We start from the raw sequence: 18,180 nt of genomic DNA, 5'->3' as shown, positions 1-18,180 counted from the left end.
CGCGGACGGCTGCGCACGCACGACCTCGTACCGATGCCCCGACACGCCGAGGGAAGCGTTTGCTGACCGGACCTGGGTATGCGCGGACGTCCGGACCCTTCCCGGCATGGCTCCCAGAGGTCTCGTCGTCGCCGACCTTTCGACCGCGGGTCCGAGCCCACCAGTGGTGTGCTCGCTCGCCCAGCCGGCCCACTCGGCGCCTCGTTGGATGTGGCCGCCGCCCAGATGTCCCTGACCGAGTGCCGCTCCGCCGACCCTGCGATCATTCGCCCCCTTTTCACCCGCAGGACCGACTACTAGAGGACTGGGTGATCCAGCGAAGAGGGTGAAAGGGGGCGAATGATCGCAAGCGGTTGTTAGGCCTTGGTGAGCCAGTAGGTGAGGCCGAGGTCGTCCTCGGTGCCGGTCGTCAGGGAACTGGTTGCCGGTGGCATCGAGACGGTGAGGTCGGTGGCGAGGATTTCGCGGGCGATCTCGTCGGCGTGCTTGCCTAGGGCATCGGATAGTTCTGGGTCGGTGCTGGTCAGCCAGACGGTGATCCGATCGGAGACTTCCAGGCCGGAGTTCTTGCGGGCCTCCTGCAACGTTCGGACCACCTCGCGGGCGAGGCCGGCCTGCTTCAGTTCCGGGGTGATCTCGAGGTCGAGGGCAACGGTCTCGCCCTGCTCGTTGACGACCGACCAGCCCTCGCGCGGCCGCTCCGACAGCAGTACCTCGTCGGCGCTGACCTCGACGTCCGCGCCGTCGACCACCACTGTCGCAGTACCGGATGCCTTCAAGGAAGCAGCGAGTGCGGCCGCGTCGGCTGCAGCGATTGCGCCTGCGACCACCGGCGTCTGCTTGGCGAAGCGCTTGCCGAGTTGGCGGAAGTTGCCCTTCGCCGAGAACTCGACCAGGTCGGCACCAGCGGACGAGAGCGGCTCGACAGATCCGACGTTCAGCTCCTCGGCGATCTCGCGGAGCAGTTCGTCATCCAGATCGGCGATCGCGGCCGACCCGACCAGCGCCCGGCCGAGCGGCTGCCTGGTCCGGACCTTCGCCTCGGCGCGCGCCGACCGGCCCAGCTCGACGACCCGCCGCGCCATCGACACATGCGTCGCGAGCCGGTCGTCGATCACCGTCTCGTCGTACTGCGGGAACGCGGCGAGGTGCACCGATTCCGCCAGCTCCGGCGTGACCGGCCGGAACACGTCCTGCCAGACCCGCTCGGTCACGAACGGCGTGAGCGGCGCCATCAACCGGGTCAGCACGTCGAGCGTCTCGTGCAGCGTGGCCAGCGCGCCGGCGTCGCCCGCCCAGAACCGGCGGCGCGAGCGGCGTACGTACCAGTTGGAGAGCACGTCGACGAACTGGCTGATCAGGACACCCAGCTTCTGCGTGTCGTACGCCGCATACGCCTCGTCCGTGTCGCGGACCAGCCGGTGCGTCTCGCTGACCAGCCAGCGGTCGAGCACCGAACGCTCCGCCACCGGCGGCGCCCCGGCACTCGGCGACCAGTCGGCCAGCCGGGCGTACAGGGCGTGGAAGGCGGCCGTGTTCCAGTAGGTCAGCAGTACCTTGCGAACGATCTCGTTCAGCACGTTCGGCCCGATGCCGCGCGCCTTCCACGGCGAGCCGGAGCAGGCCATGAACCAGCGCACTGCGTCGGCGCTGTGGTCGTCCATCAACGGGATCGGCTCGAGGATGTTGCCCAGGTGCTTGGACATCTTCCGGCCGTCCTCGGCCATGATGTGCCCCAGGCAGGCGACGTTGCGGTACGACGACTCGTCGAAGACCAGCGTGCCGATCGCCATCAGCGTGTAGAACCAGCCCCGGGTCTGGTCGATCGCCTCGGAGATGAAGTCGGCCGGGTAGGACTTCTCGAACTTCTCCTTCGACCCTTCGGCCCACGGGTAGCCCCACTGCGCGAACGGCATCGAGCCCGAGTCGTACCAGGCGTCGATCACCTCGGCGACCCGGGTCGACTCCTCGCCGCAGGTCGGGCAGGCGAAGGTGATGTCGTCGACGAACGGCCGGTGCGGGTCGGTCGCGCTCAGGTCGCGGCCGGCCAGCTCACCCAGCTCGGCCAGCGAGCCGACGCAGACCTGGTGGTCGTCGGCGCAGCGCCAGATCGGCAGCGGCGTACCCCAGAAGCGGGAGCGGGAGACGGCCCAGTCGATGTTGTTGCGCAGCCAGTCGCCGTACCGGCCCCACTTGACCGATTCGGGATACCAGTTGGTCTTCTCGTTCTCGCGGAGCAGCGCGTCCTTGACCTGGGTGGTGCGGATGTACCAGGAGGGCAGCGCGTAGTACATGACCGGGGTATGGCAGCGCCAGCAGTGCGGGTACGGGTGCTCGTACGGCACGTGCCGGAACAGGACGCCGCGGTCGCGGAGGTCGTTGACCAGGTCCTCGTCGGCCTTCTTGAAGAACTGCCCGCCGACCAGCGGCACATCTGCCTGGAAGGTGCCGTCGGACTCGACCGGGTTGACCACCGGCAGGTCGTAGGCCCGGCAGACGATGAGGTCGTCGGCGCCGAACGCGGGGGACTGGTGCACCAGACCAGTGCCGTCCTCAGTGGTGACGTAGTCAGCCAGTACTACGTAATGCGCCGGCTCGGGGAACTCCACGAGCTCGAACGGGCGCTGGTAGTTCCACCGCTCCATGTCACGGCCGACGTACCGGTCGGTGACGGTCCAGCCCTCGCCCAGCGCGCTGAGCAGCGGCTCGGCGACGACCAGCGACTCGTTGCCGTCGGTAGCGACGACGTAGTCGACGTCCGGGTGCACAGCGACGGCCGTGTTGGAGACCAGAGTCCAGGGAGTCGTCGTCCAGACCAGCAATGACACAGGCTTGCCGGCCTTTTCAGCGACCGGCCCGGAGGTGAGCGGGAAGCGGACATAGACCGACGGGTCGACGACCGTCTCGTAGCCCTGCGCCAGTTCGTGGTCCGACAGCCCGGTGCCGCAGCGCGGGCAGTACGGCGTGATGCGGTAGTCCTCGACCAGCTGGCCCTTGTCGTGGATCTGCTTGAGCGACCACCAGACGGACTGCACGTACTCCGGGTCCATCGTCCGGTACGGGTGCTCCATGTCCACCCAGTAACCCATCCGGGTGGTCAGGTCGGCGAAGGCGTCGACGTGCCGCAGTACCGACTCGCGGCACTTGGCGTTGAACTCCGCGATCCCGAAGGCCTCGATGTCCTTCTTGCCGTTGAAGCCGAGCTCCTTCTCCACCGCGACCTCGACCGGCAGACCGTGGCAGTCCCAGCCGGCCTTGCGCTCGACCGAGTAGCCCTTCATGGTCCGGTACCGGGGGAAGACGTCCTTGAAGACGCGTGCCTCGATGTGGTGCGTGCCGGGCATGCCGTTCGCGGTCGGCGGGCCCTCGAAGAACGTCCACGGCTTGCCGCCGGCGGTCTGCTCGAGACTCTTGGCGAAGGTGTCCTGGCCGTCCCAGTGGTCGAGCACGTCCCGCTCGAGCGCGGGCAGATCGACCTGGGCAGGGATGTGCCGCCAGGGAGTACTGCCAGTCGCGGTGGTGGGGGTGTCCGCCATGTCCTTCGTCCTTCGTCGAGCGTGTTGCCAGCTGGACGAAGGGACGAGGCACCGGCGTCGTCGCCGGGCTCCGCGGTACCACCCTCCTTGGCAGCTCCTGAGGAGCTGCCCACTTCGTTACGCTCCGCTGCCGGGTCTAATGAGTCCGTGAGGACCGTTCTTCCGGCGGCTCCGGGGTGATGGCCCCATCACAGCCTTGCGGTGTGCGGGACAAGTGTACGACTTCGTCGCATCCGGTCACGAATCGTTAATCAGTGGTCAGGGCGCGGCCGGTGGCTCACAATCGTCTCGCGAGTGCCGAGATCGAGCCGAAACCGAAGCAACTGCTTGCCTGAGCGGCGTCCGAGATGTGGCTGTGACGCGCGGAACATCGAGCGTCCTTGAAGAACCGACTACCGTATGTCCACGGTCTGCGCGTCGGGCTGGCACGTGGCCGCCACGTGACCTACTGTCTTGCGACCAGTCCGCTTCAGTCTCCGACGAAGGCAGGGGGTAGTCGACCATGGCTACATCGGCTCCTAAGAAGTCCGCCCCCAGACGTCCCGCCGCGGCCGAGAAGAGCGCCGCGAAATCCGCCGAACCGGCTGCGAAGAAGTCGGCCGCCAAGAAGAAGGCACCGGCCAAACAGTCCGCAGTCAAGCAGCCTTCCACCAAGAAGGCCCCTGCCAAGCCGACACCGAAGAAGAGGGTGGCCATGAAGACGAACGAGAACCGCACCCCGGCGACTGCGCCGGCCAAGGCGCCCGCGAAGAAGGCCGAGAAGCTCACGGTCAAGGACGGCGAGAAGCCGTGGACCGCGGCCGAGATGGAGGAGCTCCGCGGTGAGCTCGTGGCCGACGCGACGCACCTGAGGGAGGAGATCCGCGACGCCGAGCAGGAGATCGTCGGACTGCTCCGCGACGGTGGCGACGGGGCGGGCAACGACCAGGCCGATGTCGGCTCGACGACGCTCGAGCGCGACCACGAGATGTCGCTGGCGAACAACGCGCGGGACATGCTTGACCAGATCGAGCGGGCGCTGGCCCGGATCGACGACGGCACCTACGGCGTATGCGAGAGCTGCGGCAAGGCGGTCGGCAAGGGTCGGTTGCAGGCGTTCCCGCGTGCGACACTGTGCGTGTCATGCAAAGAACGCGAAGAACGCCGCTGAGCGACCCAGAACAGTCCTCCCCGCCAGGGGACGAGTCAGCACCCCCTCGGACAGAACCGGCCGACCTCGACTCGGCCGGTTCCTCGTCATCCCCGGCCAGCGGCGACGAGCCGGCCGGCGGCGAAGCCGCGTTGCCGGAGGGTAGTGCCGCGGGCGAGGCCTCTGACGACTCGGCCTTCTCTGCGCCGCCCGCCGGCGCAGCCGGCGGGCGGCGCTTGGTGGTGTTGTTCGGTGTGGTTGGTTTGCTGGTGCTTGGGCTGGATCAGCTGACGAAGGTGCTGGCGTTGCAGCACCTGACGCCGGGGGAGCCGGTGAACGTGATCGGCTCGCTGCTGAAGTTCAACCTGATCCGCAACCCGGGCGCGGCGTTCAGCCTGGGCTCGGACTTCACGCCGGTGATCAGCGCGATCCAGATCATCGTCGCGATCGGCGTCGTCTGGTTGTCGCGCAAACTCGGCTCGATCGGCTGGGCGGTCGCCTTCGGGCTGCTGTTCGGCGGCGCGGTCGGCAACATCACCGACCGGATCTTCCGCGAGCCGTCACCCTTCCACGGGCACGTGGTCGACTTCCTGCAGACACCGCACTGGGCGATCTTCAACGTCGCCGACATGGCCGTCACCTCCGCCGCGGCCCTGCTGGTGATCCAGACCCTGCGCGGCATCAAGCTGGACGGCACGAAGGACGTGGGCAAGAAATGACCGGCGACGCACGCACAGTGATGGTGCCTGACGGCCTCGCCGGTGAGCGCCTCGACGCCGCCCTGTCCCGGCTGTTCGGCGTCTCCCGGACCAAGGCGGCCGAGATGATCGAGTCCGGCCTGGTCCAGGTCGACGGCTCGCCGGCGCTCAAGTCTGCCCGGGTCGCGGCCGGAGTGATGCTCGACGTCGAGCTACCCCCGCCACCGGGCGAGATCACCGTCGTACCGGAGACCGTCGACAACCTGCGGATCGTGCACGACGACGACGAGATCGTGGTCGTCGACAAGCCGGTCGGCGTCGCCGCCCACCCGTCGCCGGGCTGGACCGGGCCGACCGTGATCGGGCACCTGGCCGGAGCCGGCTTCAACATCTCCACCAGCGGCGCCGCCGAGCGCAAGGGCATCGTGCACCGGCTCGACGTCGGCACCTCCGGGCTGATGGTGGTCGCCAAGACGGAGTACAGCTACACCGTGCTCAAACGCGCCTTCAAGGAGCGCACGGTCAAGAAGATCTACCACGCGCTGGTGCAAGGCCATCCCGACCCGTTCACCGGCACGGTGGACGCGCCGATCGACCGGCACCCCCACCACGACTACAAGTTCGGCGTCGTCGCGGGCGGCAAGCCGAGCGTGACGCACTACGAGACGCTCGAGGCGTTCCGCTTCGCGACGCTGCTCGAGATCACGCTGGAGACCGGCCGGACGCATCAGATCCGGGTGCACATGGCCGCAATCGGCCACCCGTGCTGCGGTGACCTCACCTACGGCGCCGACCCGATTCTGGCCGAGCGCCTCCAACTGGCCCGCCAGTGGCTGCACGCGATGCGCCTCGGCTTCGACCACCCGGGCAGCGGCGAGTACGTCGAGTACACCTCGAAGTACCCCGACGACCTCGAACAGGCGCTCGACCAGCTCGCCGCCACCCAGTAGGCGGATGAAGCTCTACCTCTCGTCGTTCCGGCTGGGCGACCACCCCGAGCGGTTGGTCGCCCTGCTGCCGTCCGCCGGCCGGATCGGGGTGATCTGCAACGCGATCGATGCCGAAGATCCCCCAGTACGCCGGGAAAAGGTGGCCGCCGAGCTTACCTGGCTCAGCGAACTCGGCCTCCGCCCCGAGGAGCTCGACCTCCGCTCGTACTCCGAACGCGGCGCCCGCGTCGGCCAGGACCTGCGCGCGCGACTGGCGCAGTACGACGGTCTGTGGGTCCGCGGCGGCAACGTCTTCGTATTGCGCTCCGCCCTGGCCGCCAGCGGTGCCGACAAGTTCCTGCCTGAGCTCATCCGCTCGGAGTCTTTCGTGTACGCCGGCTACAGCGCGGGCGCCTGCGTACTCGCTCCGAGCCTGCGTGGCCTCGAGCTCTGCGACGACATCACGCAGGTCGACGGCGAGGTGATCTGGGACGGCCTAGGCGTGCTCGACGAGGTGTTCGTGCCGCACCTGAACTCTCCAGGCCACCCCGAGACCGAACTGGTGGAACAGGTCCGCGCCCTCTACGAGCAAACCGGCGTGCCCCACCTCCCACTGCACGACGGCCAGGCCCTCATCATCGACGGCACCACCCGCGAACTCGTCTAGCCCCAGCCCCGGGCGACCGAGCGGCGGCAGCGGGCGGGCTCGTCCCCGGCGCTGATGAACAGGGCTGTGAGCATCGGGACGGCGTAGCCGAGCGCCTCGCGCGGTAGAGGGCCGGCCACGGTCAGCGACGCCAGGCCGTGGCCGATGACCCAGCTCTGGGTGGCGAGGTCGAGGGGTTCCGTGTCATCGGCGAACCGGCCGTCGGTCTTCGCCCGTTCGACCGCCTCGACGAGGCGGTGGAGCGTCGCGTCCGCGGCGGCCAGGTCTTCCAGGTCGACCGCGGCGTCGAACATCACCCGGTAGAGGTCGGGATTGGCCTCGGCGTTCGCCACGTACGCCGACCCCAGGGCGGCGAGATCCCGGACCGGGTCGGTCGTCGGCGTGAGCCGGTCGAGGACGGCCGAGAGCCGGGTGAACCCTTCCTGACGCACCGCCTTCCAGAGACCGTCGATGCCGTCGAAATAGGTGTAGACGGCCATCGTCGACACCCCGGTCCCGTCGACCAGCGACCGCAAACTGATCGGCTCCCGCGCCCGAAGCATCTGAGCGGCGCGCTCGATCAACAACGACCGGACCGCCGGATCCTTGAGCCTCACCATGGCAATACTATACATAACGCTGTTATGGTTTGCTCTCCCCAATTCTTAGGAGCCACCTCGTGCCCGTGACCTTGATCAACCCCGATTGCCTGCCCAAGCCCGAGGTGTACCGGCAGCTGTCCATCGCCACCGGCTCGCGGCTGGTGTTCCTCGCAGGTCAGGTGGCCCGTGACAGCGAGGGCCGGCCGGTCGGCACGGACGACCTCGCCGCCCAGGTCGAACAGGCCTATCTCAACATCGGCAACGCCCTGACCGAGATCGGCGGCTCGTTCGACGACGTGGCGAAGCTGACCGTCTACATCGTCGACTGGCACCCCGACAAGATGCCGCAGCTGGGCGAGGGCGTCGCCCGCGCGGCGGCCAAGCTGGGCATAGACCCGGTCAAACCGATCACCCTGCTCGGCGTCGCCAGCCTGGGCGAACCAGACCTGCTCGTCGAGGTCGAAGCCACGGCCGTACTTGACTAGCTCATGAGGTTTTGGTGACCTGCTCAGCGAGCTCGGCGACGGCCGCGGTCAGAGCCGGGCCGTGAACCAGTACGGCGTCGTTGTGGTCCGAGCCCGGTATCTCGACCAGCTTCCTGAGCATCGGCGCCGCTTCGGCGACAGTACGACTTTGCTCCGGCGGGACGATCGAGTCGTCGGCTCCGTAGACCACCACGACCGGAGCCTTCACCTTGGCGAGCTGCTCCGCCAGCGGAAACTTGTCGCGGAGCAGTTGCCGGACTGGCAGGAACGGGTAGTGCTCGCGGCCCACCGATGCGAGGTCGACAAACGGCGAGCGCAGTACCAGCCCGCCGGGCGCGATCTCGGTGGCGAGCTCCGTAACCACCGCGGCCCCGAGGCTCTCGCCGTAGTACAGGATCCGGCCGGGCGGCAGGCCGGTCTCCCGAGCCAGATACCGCTGAGCCGCGCGGACATCCCGGGCAAAGCCGCGCTCGCTGGGACCTCCCTCGTTGCCGCCATAACCGCGGTAGTCGAACAAAAGGACCGTCAGCCCTTCAGTGGCCAGAGCCCGCGCCAACGGTGCTCTGGATGCCCGGTTGCCGGCGTTCCCGTTGGCAACCAGTACTGCGATTCCGCGGTCCGGCTCGCCGGCCGGCACCAGCCAGGCGCCAAGCCGTACGCCGTCGTCGGTCTCGAGCGTCACGTCCCGCGCACCGGGTAGTACGGTCGCCGCCGGAGCGACGGCAGCCGTGTCCGGCAGGTAGATGAGGTGCCGCTGAAATCCCCAGACGAGGGCAAGAATCAGCAGCACCACCGCGCCTGCGACCACTGCCACCTTGAGCACGTTCCCAGTGTGCCTGGCGACCGGATATCGGGCGCGCGCCGACCTCATCGGAGCGCCGGTTCCAAGACTGTCGGTGGGCCAACATAAGGTGGGCTGGTCCCGCTCACTCACGCCTCTGGGAGGTCTGCGAAGACATGGCGTCCAGCGACAGTTTCGTGCATCTACACGTGCACACCGAGTACTCGATGCTGGATGGCGCCGCGCGGATCGACGAGTTGTTCAAAACCGCCCAGGAGATGGGCCAGCCGGCCATCGCGACCACCGACCACGGGTTCGTATTCGGGGCCTACGAGTTCTGGCGGACCGCCAAGAAGTACGACGTCAAGCCGATCGTCGGCGTCGAGGCATACTTGACGCCGCACACCCATCGCAGCGAGCGCAAGCGGGTCAAGTGGGGCGACGCGAACTCCGGCCGCGACGACGTCTCGGGTAGCGGTGCGTACACGCACATGACGCTGCTGGCGAAGAACACCAGCGGCATGCACAACCTGTTCAAGATGTCGTCGCTGGCCAGTCTCGAGGGCTACTACTTCAAGCCCCGGATGGACCGCGAGCTGCTGCAGACCTACGGCAAGGGCCTGATCGCGACCACCGGTTGCCCGTCGGGTGAGGTGCAGACCAGGCTCCGGCTCGGGCAGTACAAGGAGGCCATCGAGGCGGCCGCCGAGTTCCGCGACATCTTCGGCGCCGAGAACTACTACTGCGAGCTGATGGACCACGGGCTCGGCATCGAGCGGAACATCCAGGGCGACCTGCTGAAGCTGGCCAAGGAGCTCGGGCTGCCCTTGGTCGCGACGAACGACCTGCACTACACCAAGCCCGAGGACGCGGTCGCGCACGCCGCGCTGCTCTGCGTGCAGTCCGGATCGACGCTGTCGGACCCGAACCGGTTCAAGTTCGACGCGAACGAGTTCTACGTCAAGACCGCCGCCGAGATGCGCGAGGTCTGGAAGGACTACCCGGAGGCCTGCGACAACACGCTGCTGATCGCCGAGCAGTGCGACGTGTCCTTCACCGAGGGGGAGGGCCGGTTCATGCCGCGCTTCCCCTGTCCGGACGGGCACAACGAGGAGTCCTGGTTCGTCGCGGAGGTCGAGACCGGCCTGCACAAGCGCTATCCCGAGGGCGTCCCGGCCCACGTCCGCAAGCAGGCGGAGTACGAGATCGAGGTGATCACCTCGAAGGGCTACGCGGGCTACTTCCTGGTCGTCGCCGACTTCATCAACTGGGCCAAGGAGAACGGCATCCGGGTCGGCCCGGGCCGTGGTTCGGGTGCCGGTTCGATGTGCGCGTACGCGATGCGGATCACCGACCTGGACCCGCTCCAGCACGGCCTGATCTTCGAGCGCTTCCTCAACCCCGAACGGATGTCGATGCCCGACTTCGACATCGACTTCGACGACCGCCGCCGGCCCGAGGTGATCCGCTACGTCACCGAGAAATACGGCGACGACCGGGTCGCGATGATCGTCACCTACGGCACGATCAAGGCCAAGCAGGCGATCAAGGACGCCGGCCGGGTGCTCGACTACCCGTTCGCGATGGGCGACCGGATCACCAAGGCGATGCCGCCCGCGGTGATGGGCAAGGACGTGCCGCTGTCCGGCATCTTCGACCCGCAGCACAAGCGGTACTCCGAGGCCGGCGAGTTCCGCCAGCTGTACGAGGCGGACGCCGACGTGCGCAAGATCGTCGACACCGCCCGCGGCCTGGAGAACCTGAAGCGCCAGTGGGGTGTGCACGCGGCCGGCGTGATCATGTCCAGCGAGCCGCTGATCGACCTGATCCCGATCATGCGCCGCGACCAGGACGGCCAGATCATCACCCAGTTCGACTACCCGAGCTGCGAGACGCTCGGCCTGGTCAAGATGGACTTCCTGGGCCTGCGCAACCTGACGATCATGGACGACGCGGTCAAGAACGTCGAGGCCAGCCGCGGCATCACGCTGGACCTGGACGCGCTCGGCCGGAGCCTGGACGACAAGGCCACCTTCGAGCTGCTCGGCCGCGGTGACACGCTCGGCGTGTTCCAGTTCGACGGCGGCCCGATGCGCGCGCTGCTGCGGCTGATGAAGCCGGACAACTTCGAGGACATCTCGGCGGTCGGCGCGCTCTACCGGCCCGGCCCGATGGGCGCGAACAGCCACACGAACTACGCGCTCCGCAAGAACAAGCAGCAGGAGATCAGCTACCCGCACGACGAGCTCGCGGTCGCGCTGGAGCCGATCCTCGGGACGACGTACGGGCTGATCGTCTACCAAGAGCAAGTGATGGCGATCGCGCAGCAGCTCGGCGGCTACACGCTCGGCAAGGCGGATCTGCTCCGCCGGGCGATGGGCAAGAAGAAGCGCGAGGTGCTGGACGCGGAGTACGTCGGCTTCTCCGAGGGGATGAAGGCCAACGGCTTCTCCCCGCAGTCGATCAAGGCGCTGTGGGACGTCCTGGTGCCGTTCTCCGACTACGCGTTCAACAAGGCGCACTCGGCGGCGTACGGGCTGGTCTCGTACTGGACCGCGTACCTGAAGGCGAACTTCCCCGCGGAGTACATGGCGGCTGTTCTGACGTCCGTGAAGGACGACAAGGACAAGATGGCCATCTACCTGAACGAGTGCCGCCGGATGGGCATCAAGGTGCTGCCGCCGGACGTGAACGAGTCCGACTCGAACTTCACCCCGGTCGGTACCGACGTCCGCTTCGGCCTGTCCGGGATCCGCAACGTCGGCGTCAACGTGGTCGCCGAGATCGTCGCCGCCCGCGAGTCCGAGGGCCGGTTCACCGACTTCGTCGACTTCATCGACAAGGTGCCGCTGCCGGTCTGCAACAAGCGCGTCATCGAGTCGCTGGCCAAGGCCGGATCGTTCGACTCGATGGGACACGCGCGGCGCGCGGTCGTCGCGGTGCACGAACAGGCCGTCGACGAGGCGATCGACCTCAAGCGGAACGAGGCGCACGGCCAGTTCGACCTGTTCTCGATGGGCGACGACGCCGACGAGGGTGAGGGCAACAGCCGGCTCACCGTGACGGTGCCGGAGATCGAGGAGTGGGACAAGGCGACCAAGCTCGCGCACGAGCGGGACATGCTCGGGCTGTACGTCTCCGACCACCCGCTGTTCGGCGTCGAGCACGTGCTCACCAACGGCACCGACTGCACGATCGGGCAGCTGCTCGCCGACGAGGACCGGCCCGACGGCACCCAGGTGACGATCGGCGGGCTGGTCACCGCGGTCCAGCGCAAGGTGAACAAGCGCGGCGACATCTACGCGATCGTGACGATCGAGGACCTCGAAGGTTCGATCGAGGTGATGATGTTCTCCTCGGCGTACCAGCTGGCGGCGCACCTGCTCACCAACGACGCGATCATCTTGATGAAGGGCCGGCTGCGGCGCCGCGACGACCGGGTCGAGCTGAGCGGGTCCGACGTGTCCGTGCCCGACCTGACCCAGGGACCGAGCGGGCCGGTGGTGATCACGATGCCGATCAACCGCTGTACTCCGCCGGTGGTCGACCAGCTCCGCGACGTGCTGAAGTCGCACCCCGGGATGACCGAGGTGCAGCTGCGGCTGCAGGCCAGCCAGAAGACGACGGTGATGCGGATCGGCGATCGGTTCCGGGTGACCCCGACGTCGTCGCTGATGGCGGATCTGAAGGCGCTGCTCGGCCCGTCCTGTCTGGCCAGCTGACCGGACCTGCAACACTTGCGAATGTGAGTCAGCCCGTAGACAGCCCGCTCGGCCAGCCGGCGCCGTACAGCCAGACCTTCGGTCAGTATCCGTTCGGACAGCGTCCATTCGGTGAGGCGGTCGTCGTGCAGGAACCGAAGATGCCTTGGAGCAAGGCGATCGCCGTGACGATCGCCGTGTTCCTCGTCGCCGGTGCCGTCGCCGGCTGGGCGTGGCAGCAGTTCGCGCCGCTCGCGCAGTACACCGTGGATGAGAACGGTGGCGCGCTCGGCGAGGAGCAGATGACGAAGGTCTTCGGGCCGGACGGCACCTTCACCGCGATCGGCTTCCTAACCGCGCTGGTACTGGGTGCGTTGCTGTTCTGGTGGCTGCGCAACTACGGTCCGTGGGCGGTCGGCATCGTCGTCGTGGGCTCGGCGCTCGGGGCCGGGATCGCTTGGGGGGTTGGGATGTTGCTTGGCCATGATCCGCTGCAGGCGCGGCTGGAAACGGCCAAGCCGGGCGATCTGCTGGATGCGCCGCTGGAGTTGCACACCTGGACTCCGCTGGCTGCCTGGCTGGTCGGGGCTGCGCTGGCAGCGGCGATCATCGCGGCCACGACCTGGCGTGCGGATCCCGTTGCAACCGGATCGGTATCTGCCGCGTCAGAGTCATCGCCGCAGGTGCATTAGCCTGTTTCGGTCCGGTGGTGAGGCCACCGGCGACGCGAGGGGGCATATGTCCGACCACACCAATCCGCCAGCTGGTGGGCACCACCCGGGTGCCGCTGGTGGACCACAGGGCCCGTACGGCGGCCCAGCGCAGGGCGGCCAGCCCCAGCACAACCCGTACTCCGCTCCGCAGGGCCAACAGCCTGGGCCCCAAGGCCAGGGCGGCCAGCCCGGTCATCCAGGGCAGGGCCCGCAAGCTCCCCACGGCCAGCAGCCTGGCTACGGCCAGCCGCAGCAGCCCTACTCGGGCCCGCAGGGTCACCAGCCGGGCGGACAGCCGCAGCAGGGTCAGGGCCAGCAGCCGGGCTACGGCCGGCCGCAGCAGGGCCAGCAGCCGGGCTACGGCCAGCCGCACCAGGGCCAGCAGCCCGGTTACGGGCAGCCGCACCAGGGCCAGTCGGGTTACGGGCAGCCGGGCCAGGGTCAGCCTGGCTACGGCCAGCCGCAGCAGCCGCAGTACCAGCAGGGTGGGCAGTTGTGGCCGCAGCAGGGGCAGCCTGACTACCCGCAGCCGATGCACGGCGGGGGAGGCGGACAGCCGCCGTACGGGGCGCCGGAGACCATGCAGTGGCAGCCGGAGCCGAAGAAGCGCGGCAAGCTGATCCCGCTGGTCGCAGTGCTCGCTGTGCTGGCCGTTGTGGCCGGCGGCGGCGTCTTCGCCTACGCGCGCCTCACCGGCGGCGGCCAGCCCGCAGCGGTCCTGCCGGGCAACTCCGTCGCCTACGCGCGGGTCGACTTGAACCCGTCGGCCGGCCAGAAGGTCGCCGCCGTCCGGTTCCTGCTCAAGTTCCCGTCGGCCAAGGAAAAGATCGGGCTGACCAGCGACCAGGACGACCTGCGCCAGAAGCTGTTCGACCTGATCAAGAAGGACGCCGGCGACGACCTGGCCGACGTCGACTTCGAGAAGGACGTCAAGCCGTGGCTGGGTGACCGGGCCGGCGTCGCCGCGGTTCCGGGCACGGACGGCGAGAAGCCGGACGCGATCGTCGCGGTCGAGGTCAAGAACGAGGACGAGGCCACCAAGGGTCTCGACAAGCTGTTCGCGAACGAGAAGGACAAGCCCGGCCGGGCGTTCACCGACGGCTATGTGCTGCTGTCCGAGAAGCAGTCGGTCGTCGACGCGGCCGTTGCCTCCAGCAAGGAATCGCCGCTGGCCGAGAACGTCAAGTTCAAGGCTGACATGGACGCGCTCGGCGAGCAGGGCTTCGTGTCGTTCTGGGCCGACAGCAAGGGCCTCGCGCTCGCTTCCGGCGAGCGGCTCACCGACGAGCAGCGTGCCGCGCTGCCCAACGGGAGCATGGCCGCCGCGCTGCGGTTCGACGCGCAGTACGTCGAGCTGAAGGGCGTCGCGAACAGCGACACGTCGATCAAGGTCAACAAGTCGAACGCCGGCGACCAGATCGCCAAGCTGCCCGACACCACCGCCGGCGCGTTCGCGCTGTCCGACGGCGCCACCTTGGTCGACACGGTCTGGAAGCAGCTGGAGAAGTCCGGCGCCGGCCTCAACCTGCCGGAGCTGACGAAGAACTTCACTTCGGAGTACGGCCTCGCGTTGCCGGACGACCTGAAGCCGCTGCTCGGCGAGAACCTGGCGATCGCGATCGACAAGGACTCCAGCAACGGTCCGAAGATCGCCGCGCGGATCAAGACCGATCCGGCCAAGGCCGAGCAGGTGGTGGACAAGGTGCTCAACCTGGTCCGCACCCGGACGCCGGCGAACATCCCGCTGAAGAAGGCCAAGGACGCCGAGAACCTGGTCATCTCCACCGACCAGGAGTACGCCGACCAGGTACTCAAGGGCGGCAACCTCGGACAGTCCGAGAACTTCAAGCAGGCGGTGCCGGACACCTCCGGCGCGGTGATGGTCGGCTACGTCGACTTCGAGGCCATCGCGTCGCTGAGCAAGCGGATCAACGCGGACAAGGACTACGCAGCCCTCCGCTCAGCCGGCCTGACCAGCCGAATCACCGACGACGGCAAGGGCGAATTCACCCTCCGAGTAGTCGCGAAGTAACCCGCATCAAGCTGGCCCGGGCAGCTGAACCAAAGCTGTCCGGGCCGGTGCGCGTCGGAGGGACGAGATGAGCAGCTACCGCCCGCGGCCCGTCACGCAGTACGGCGTACAAACGCTCAACGGCTGGCCGACGAAGATCTACGGCTTGGCCGTCGAGGGAGAGCCCGGGCAGGAACTACTCGACGCTGCGAGATCAGTTGCGTCAGCCACCCTGCCAGCCACCTCCGGCGAGCGCGCCGCGTTCGTGATCGCCCACCGGGCCCGGCCCGCCTGCTTCGTGCTCGTCTATTGGTGGACCAGCGCCGTGGACCTGGCACTGGCCTACTTCCGTTCACCGCTGGACCAGCCCACCGCCCTCACACCGATGCCGGAGCACTCCACCGGCTGCGTTTGGGAACTGGCCGTCGCTCACCACGAACGTGCCGCCTGGATTCGGCACCTCCTCGCCGACAAGCCCGACCTCGAGGCCTACCTCGCGGCCGTCCCACCGACCGAGGTTTAGCGGAGCATGTCGAAATCGGTGGGGTGGCTTCTACCTAGGGGTAAACACACCTAGGAGGAACCTGAAATGAAGCACATCACCGACGTCCGTACCGTCGCGATTTCCGTCACCGACCAGGACCGGGCACTCGAGTTCTACGAGCAGTTGGGCTTCGAGAAGTTGATGGATGCGCCGTTGCCGCAGTTGGGTGGGCGGTGGCTTGTTGTCGGCTTGCCTGGCACGAGTACTTCGATCGCTCTGCTGCAGAGCTCCGAGAGCACTCCGGCTGGCGTCGACACCGGCATCCGGCTGGTCACGTCCGATGCCGCCGCGGCTCACGGCGCGCTGACCGGGCGGGGCGTCGCGACGAGTGAGCTCATCTCCTGGCCGGGGGTCCCGCCGATGTTCACCTTCCACGACCAGGACGACAATCGCCTCTACCTGATCCAGGAGTGACCTTCAGGGCAGCCTCACCTGCGACCCTTGCGCCATGAGGCAAGGGTCGCGGCCCTGTCTCGCCATGACCCTCCGCGCGCGAGACCATCTGGAGATGGTCAGATCTGGGGTGGCGCTCGCGGTCGCGGTGGCGTTGCTGGTGAGTGGGTGCTCGTCGGACGACGGCGCCGCGCCGCCACCCACCTCGACGTTGACCGATTCGGCCGGGCAGAAGCTGCCCGAGCCGTCGGCGACCGTGCTGGATCCGGCAAAGGCCGCCGCGTTGCAGGCCGTGCTGGCGAAGGTGGTCAGTACGCCGACGACCGAGGCCGGCTCCCGTGGCGTCACCGCGGCAGTCGTGACCGACAAGTGGATCTGGTCGGGAGCCGCTGGCAATGACGCGGCCGGTACTGCGCTCACGCCGCAGACGAGCATGGGCGTCGCGAGCATCACGAAGACGTTTGTCGCGGCGGAGGTGCTGCTGCTCGCGCAGGCCAACAAGCTCAACCTGGACGCGCCGCTCTCGCAGTACGTGAAGCACAAGCTGACCGCCAATAACGCCACCGTGCGGCAACACCTCAGCATGCGTTCCGGCGTACCGAACTACTTGCCGGCCGACTACGGCAACCTGGACAAAGCCATCAAGGCGGCACCCGGCAAGCATTGGACGCCCGAGGAGGCGCTGTCCTACGACACCGCCGAGCCGGCCCAGCCCGACAGCCCCTACAACTACAGCAATCCCAGCTATGTGCTGCTCGGCATGCTGATCGAGAAGGTGACCGGCGAGCCGCTCGCGACCGTACTGCGCCGCGACCTGGCTACGGCGGCCGGCCTGGAGCGCGCGGCCTTCCAAGACGGCGAGAAGCCGAAGCCGCCGCTCGCGGAGGACCGCAACCCGGTCTGCGGCCCGGCCGTCGACGGGTACACGCCCTGCCGTGCGATCGCGAGCCTCTCCGCGGCGAACGCCGGTCTCGCCGCCGATGCGCCGACCGTCGCGCGCTGGGGCTACCAGCTGTACGGCGATCGCGTCGTACCGGCTGACCTGGTCAAGCAGCTGACGACCGGAGATGGCGAGTACGGGCTCGGCACGATGCTGTTCTCGCAGACCTACGGCCTCGGTACGGCGTACGGGCACCACGGCGAGATGCCTGACTACACCAGCCTGCTCGTCACCATCCCCAGCCACAAACTGTCCGTCGCCGTAATCCTTGCCGACGGCAACAAGCGCCCCAACTCCGTGGTCACCGGCCTGATCACCGCCATCCAGCCGCTACTGGGAGGCTAGCTGGCAGCGGAAGTAGAGGATCCCCGCCGCCTCCTTCCATACCGGCCGGTCGCCGACGGGCTCGGCCATGCGCACGATCGGCAGGCCGGCTTCGACCAGCGTGTTGACGTACGTCGACAGCATCCGGTGATAGGCCACCCGGGGCAGGATCGCCCAGCGAGTCGCGCTGTTGTGCGGGCCCTCCTCGAAATAGCGGCCGGAGATCCGCCGGTAGGTGCCCTCGACATGGTCGACCAGCTCCCCGTGGGCGGGCGACTTGTAGCAGGGATGGGTGATCGAAGCCACGAACCAGCCACCCGGCTTGAGGATGCGCGCGATCGATCGCACCGTCGGCTCCAGCTCGGGAATATCCATCAACGCCATGTAGCAGACCACCCCGTCGAAGTGCCCGTCGGCGAGCGGCCGGAGATCGTGAGCATCGCCGTGGACGTAGTCGATCCCGCGCGGTACCTGCCGCTCGAGCTCGCGGGCGTGAGCCAACAGGGATTGCGAGGCGTCGATGCCGACCACCTCCGCGCCGAGATCGGCCAGGCGGCGCGCATCGCGCCCCTGCCCGCACCCGACCGCGGCAACCCGTTGACCGCGAACATCGCCCACCAGTTCGTCGAAGGTCGGGTCGCTCAGCCCGGCGCCGTCGGGGTCGACTGTCTCGTGGTACACATCGGCCAGCTCTTCGTAGGCACTCGTGAGGTTGCTCATGTGCGGTTCAACGACACCTCGGCGCACA

16 protein-coding genes are annotated in these 18,180 nt (G+C 68.0%); 11 read left to right on the top strand and 5 right to left on the bottom strand.

Annotation, left to right across the window (positions count from 1 at the left end):
- Positions 1-356 precede the first annotated feature (356 nt).
- Positions 357-3,536 (bottom strand): isoleucine--tRNA ligase, encoded by a 3,180-nt coding sequence (gene ileS, locus A3ES_RS0113540; RefSeq protein WP_020387362.1) that lies wholly within the window; start codon positions 3,534-3,536, stop codon positions 357-359.
- 502 nt (positions 3,537-4,038) lie between these two features.
- Here ileS and A3ES_RS56930 point away from each other — a divergent pair.
- Genes A3ES_RS56930 through A3ES_RS0113520 form a run of 4 tightly spaced genes read left to right on the top strand, consistent with a single transcriptional unit; the run spans position 4,039 to position 6,959 of the window.
- Positions 4,039-4,686, top strand: coding sequence for a TraR/DksA C4-type zinc finger protein (locus A3ES_RS56930; RefSeq protein ID WP_020387361.1), 648 nt, complete (start codon positions 4,039-4,041; stop codon positions 4,684-4,686).
- The gene (gene lspA, locus A3ES_RS0113530) at positions 4,659-5,384 is read left to right on the top strand and encodes a signal peptidase II (RefSeq protein ID WP_063745952.1); all 726 of its coding nucleotides are present in this window, start codon (positions 4,659-4,661) and stop codon (positions 5,382-5,384) included. The genes A3ES_RS56930 and lspA overlap by 28 nt, the downstream gene beginning before the upstream one ends.
- Positions 5,381-6,313 carry an RluA family pseudouridine synthase gene (locus tag A3ES_RS0113525; RefSeq protein ID WP_020387359.1) on the top strand — a complete coding sequence of 311 codons (933 nt, stop codon included), beginning with the start codon at positions 5,381-5,383 and terminating at the stop codon, positions 6,311-6,313. The genes lspA and A3ES_RS0113525 overlap by 4 nt, the downstream gene beginning before the upstream one ends.
- 4 nt (positions 6,314-6,317) lie before the next feature.
- Positions 6,318-6,959 carry a Type 1 glutamine amidotransferase-like domain-containing protein gene (locus A3ES_RS0113520; RefSeq protein WP_020387358.1) on the top strand — a complete coding sequence of 214 codons (642 nt, stop codon included), beginning with the start codon at positions 6,318-6,320 and terminating at the stop codon, positions 6,957-6,959.
- Here A3ES_RS0113520 and A3ES_RS0113515 read toward each other — a convergent pair.
- Positions 6,956-7,558: a TetR/AcrR family transcriptional regulator gene (locus tag A3ES_RS0113515; protein ID WP_020387357.1), complete on the bottom strand. Its 603-nt coding sequence runs from the start codon at positions 7,556-7,558 to the stop codon at positions 6,956-6,958. The two genes, A3ES_RS0113520 and A3ES_RS0113515, sit on opposite strands and share 4 nt — an antisense overlap.
- 59 nt (positions 7,559-7,617) lie before the next feature.
- Here A3ES_RS0113515 and A3ES_RS0113510 point away from each other — a divergent pair, with 59 nt between their 5' ends.
- Positions 7,618-8,025: a RidA family protein gene (locus tag A3ES_RS0113510; RefSeq protein ID WP_020387356.1), complete on the top strand. Its 408-nt coding sequence runs from the start codon at positions 7,618-7,620 to the stop codon at positions 8,023-8,025.
- Position 8,026: 1 nt separating this feature from the next.
- Here A3ES_RS0113510 and A3ES_RS0113505 read toward each other — a convergent pair whose 3' ends face one another.
- On the bottom strand, positions 8,027-8,848 hold the full coding sequence (locus A3ES_RS0113505) for an alpha/beta hydrolase (protein WP_020387355.1): 822 nt from the start codon (positions 8,846-8,848) through the stop codon (positions 8,027-8,029).
- 134 nt (positions 8,849-8,982) lie between these two features.
- On the opposite strand from A3ES_RS0113505, the gene dnaE reads away from it, so the two are divergent.
- Complete coding sequence (gene dnaE, locus A3ES_RS0113500; RefSeq protein WP_020387354.1) at positions 8,983-12,528, top strand: DNA polymerase III subunit alpha; 3,546 nt, start codon at positions 8,983-8,985, stop codon at positions 12,526-12,528.
- A 23-nt stretch (positions 12,529-12,551) separates the two neighbouring features.
- The gene (locus A3ES_RS0113495; protein ID WP_020387353.1) at positions 12,552-13,199 is read left to right on the top strand and encodes a hypothetical protein; all 648 of its coding nucleotides are present in this window, start codon (positions 12,552-12,554) and stop codon (positions 13,197-13,199) included.
- On the opposite strand, the gene A3ES_RS56025 is transcribed toward A3ES_RS0113495, so the two are convergent.
- Entirely contained in the window at positions 13,114-13,758 is a 645-nt protein-coding gene (locus A3ES_RS56025; protein WP_237744948.1) for a hypothetical protein, read from the bottom strand. The genes A3ES_RS0113495 and A3ES_RS56025 overlap by 86 nt on opposite strands.
- Here A3ES_RS56025 and A3ES_RS0113490 point away from each other — a divergent pair.
- The 4 genes from A3ES_RS0113490 (at position 13,753) to A3ES_RS0113475 (ending at position 17,453) form a co-directional block, all read left to right on the top strand.
- Complete coding sequence (locus A3ES_RS0113490; protein ID WP_237744947.1) at positions 13,753-15,252, top strand: DUF3352 domain-containing protein; 1,500 nt, start codon at positions 13,753-13,755, stop codon at positions 15,250-15,252. The two genes, A3ES_RS56025 and A3ES_RS0113490, sit on opposite strands and share 6 nt — an antisense overlap.
- 67 nt (positions 15,253-15,319) lie before the next feature.
- On the top strand, positions 15,320-15,754 hold the full coding sequence (locus tag A3ES_RS51245) for a hypothetical protein (RefSeq protein ID WP_020387351.1): 435 nt from the start codon (positions 15,320-15,322) through the stop codon (positions 15,752-15,754).
- A gap of 66 nt (positions 15,755-15,820) precedes the next feature.
- The gene (locus A3ES_RS0113480; protein ID WP_020387350.1) at positions 15,821-16,189 is read left to right on the top strand and encodes a VOC family protein; all 369 of its coding nucleotides are present in this window, start codon (positions 15,821-15,823) and stop codon (positions 16,187-16,189) included.
- Positions 16,190-16,283: 94 nt separating this feature from the next.
- The gene (locus A3ES_RS0113475; RefSeq protein ID WP_157630491.1) at positions 16,284-17,453 is read left to right on the top strand and encodes a serine hydrolase domain-containing protein; all 1,170 of its coding nucleotides are present in this window, start codon (positions 16,284-16,286) and stop codon (positions 17,451-17,453) included.
- On the opposite strand, the gene A3ES_RS0113470 is transcribed toward A3ES_RS0113475, so the two are convergent.
- Complete coding sequence (locus tag A3ES_RS0113470; protein ID WP_020387348.1) at positions 17,439-18,152, bottom strand: class I SAM-dependent methyltransferase; 714 nt, start codon at positions 18,150-18,152, stop codon at positions 17,439-17,441. The two genes, A3ES_RS0113475 and A3ES_RS0113470, sit on opposite strands and share 15 nt — an antisense overlap.
- Between the last annotated feature and the right edge of the window lie 28 nt (positions 18,153-18,180).

The organism is Kribbella catacumbae DSM 19601 (assembly GCF_000372465.1).
In the GTDB taxonomy this organism is placed as follows: Bacteria; Actinomycetota; Actinomycetes; order Propionibacteriales; family Kribbellaceae; genus Kribbella; species Kribbella catacumbae.
The sequence above is the reverse complement of the archived record's forward strand: the minus strand, read 5'-3'. Positions and strand labels throughout refer to the sequence as shown.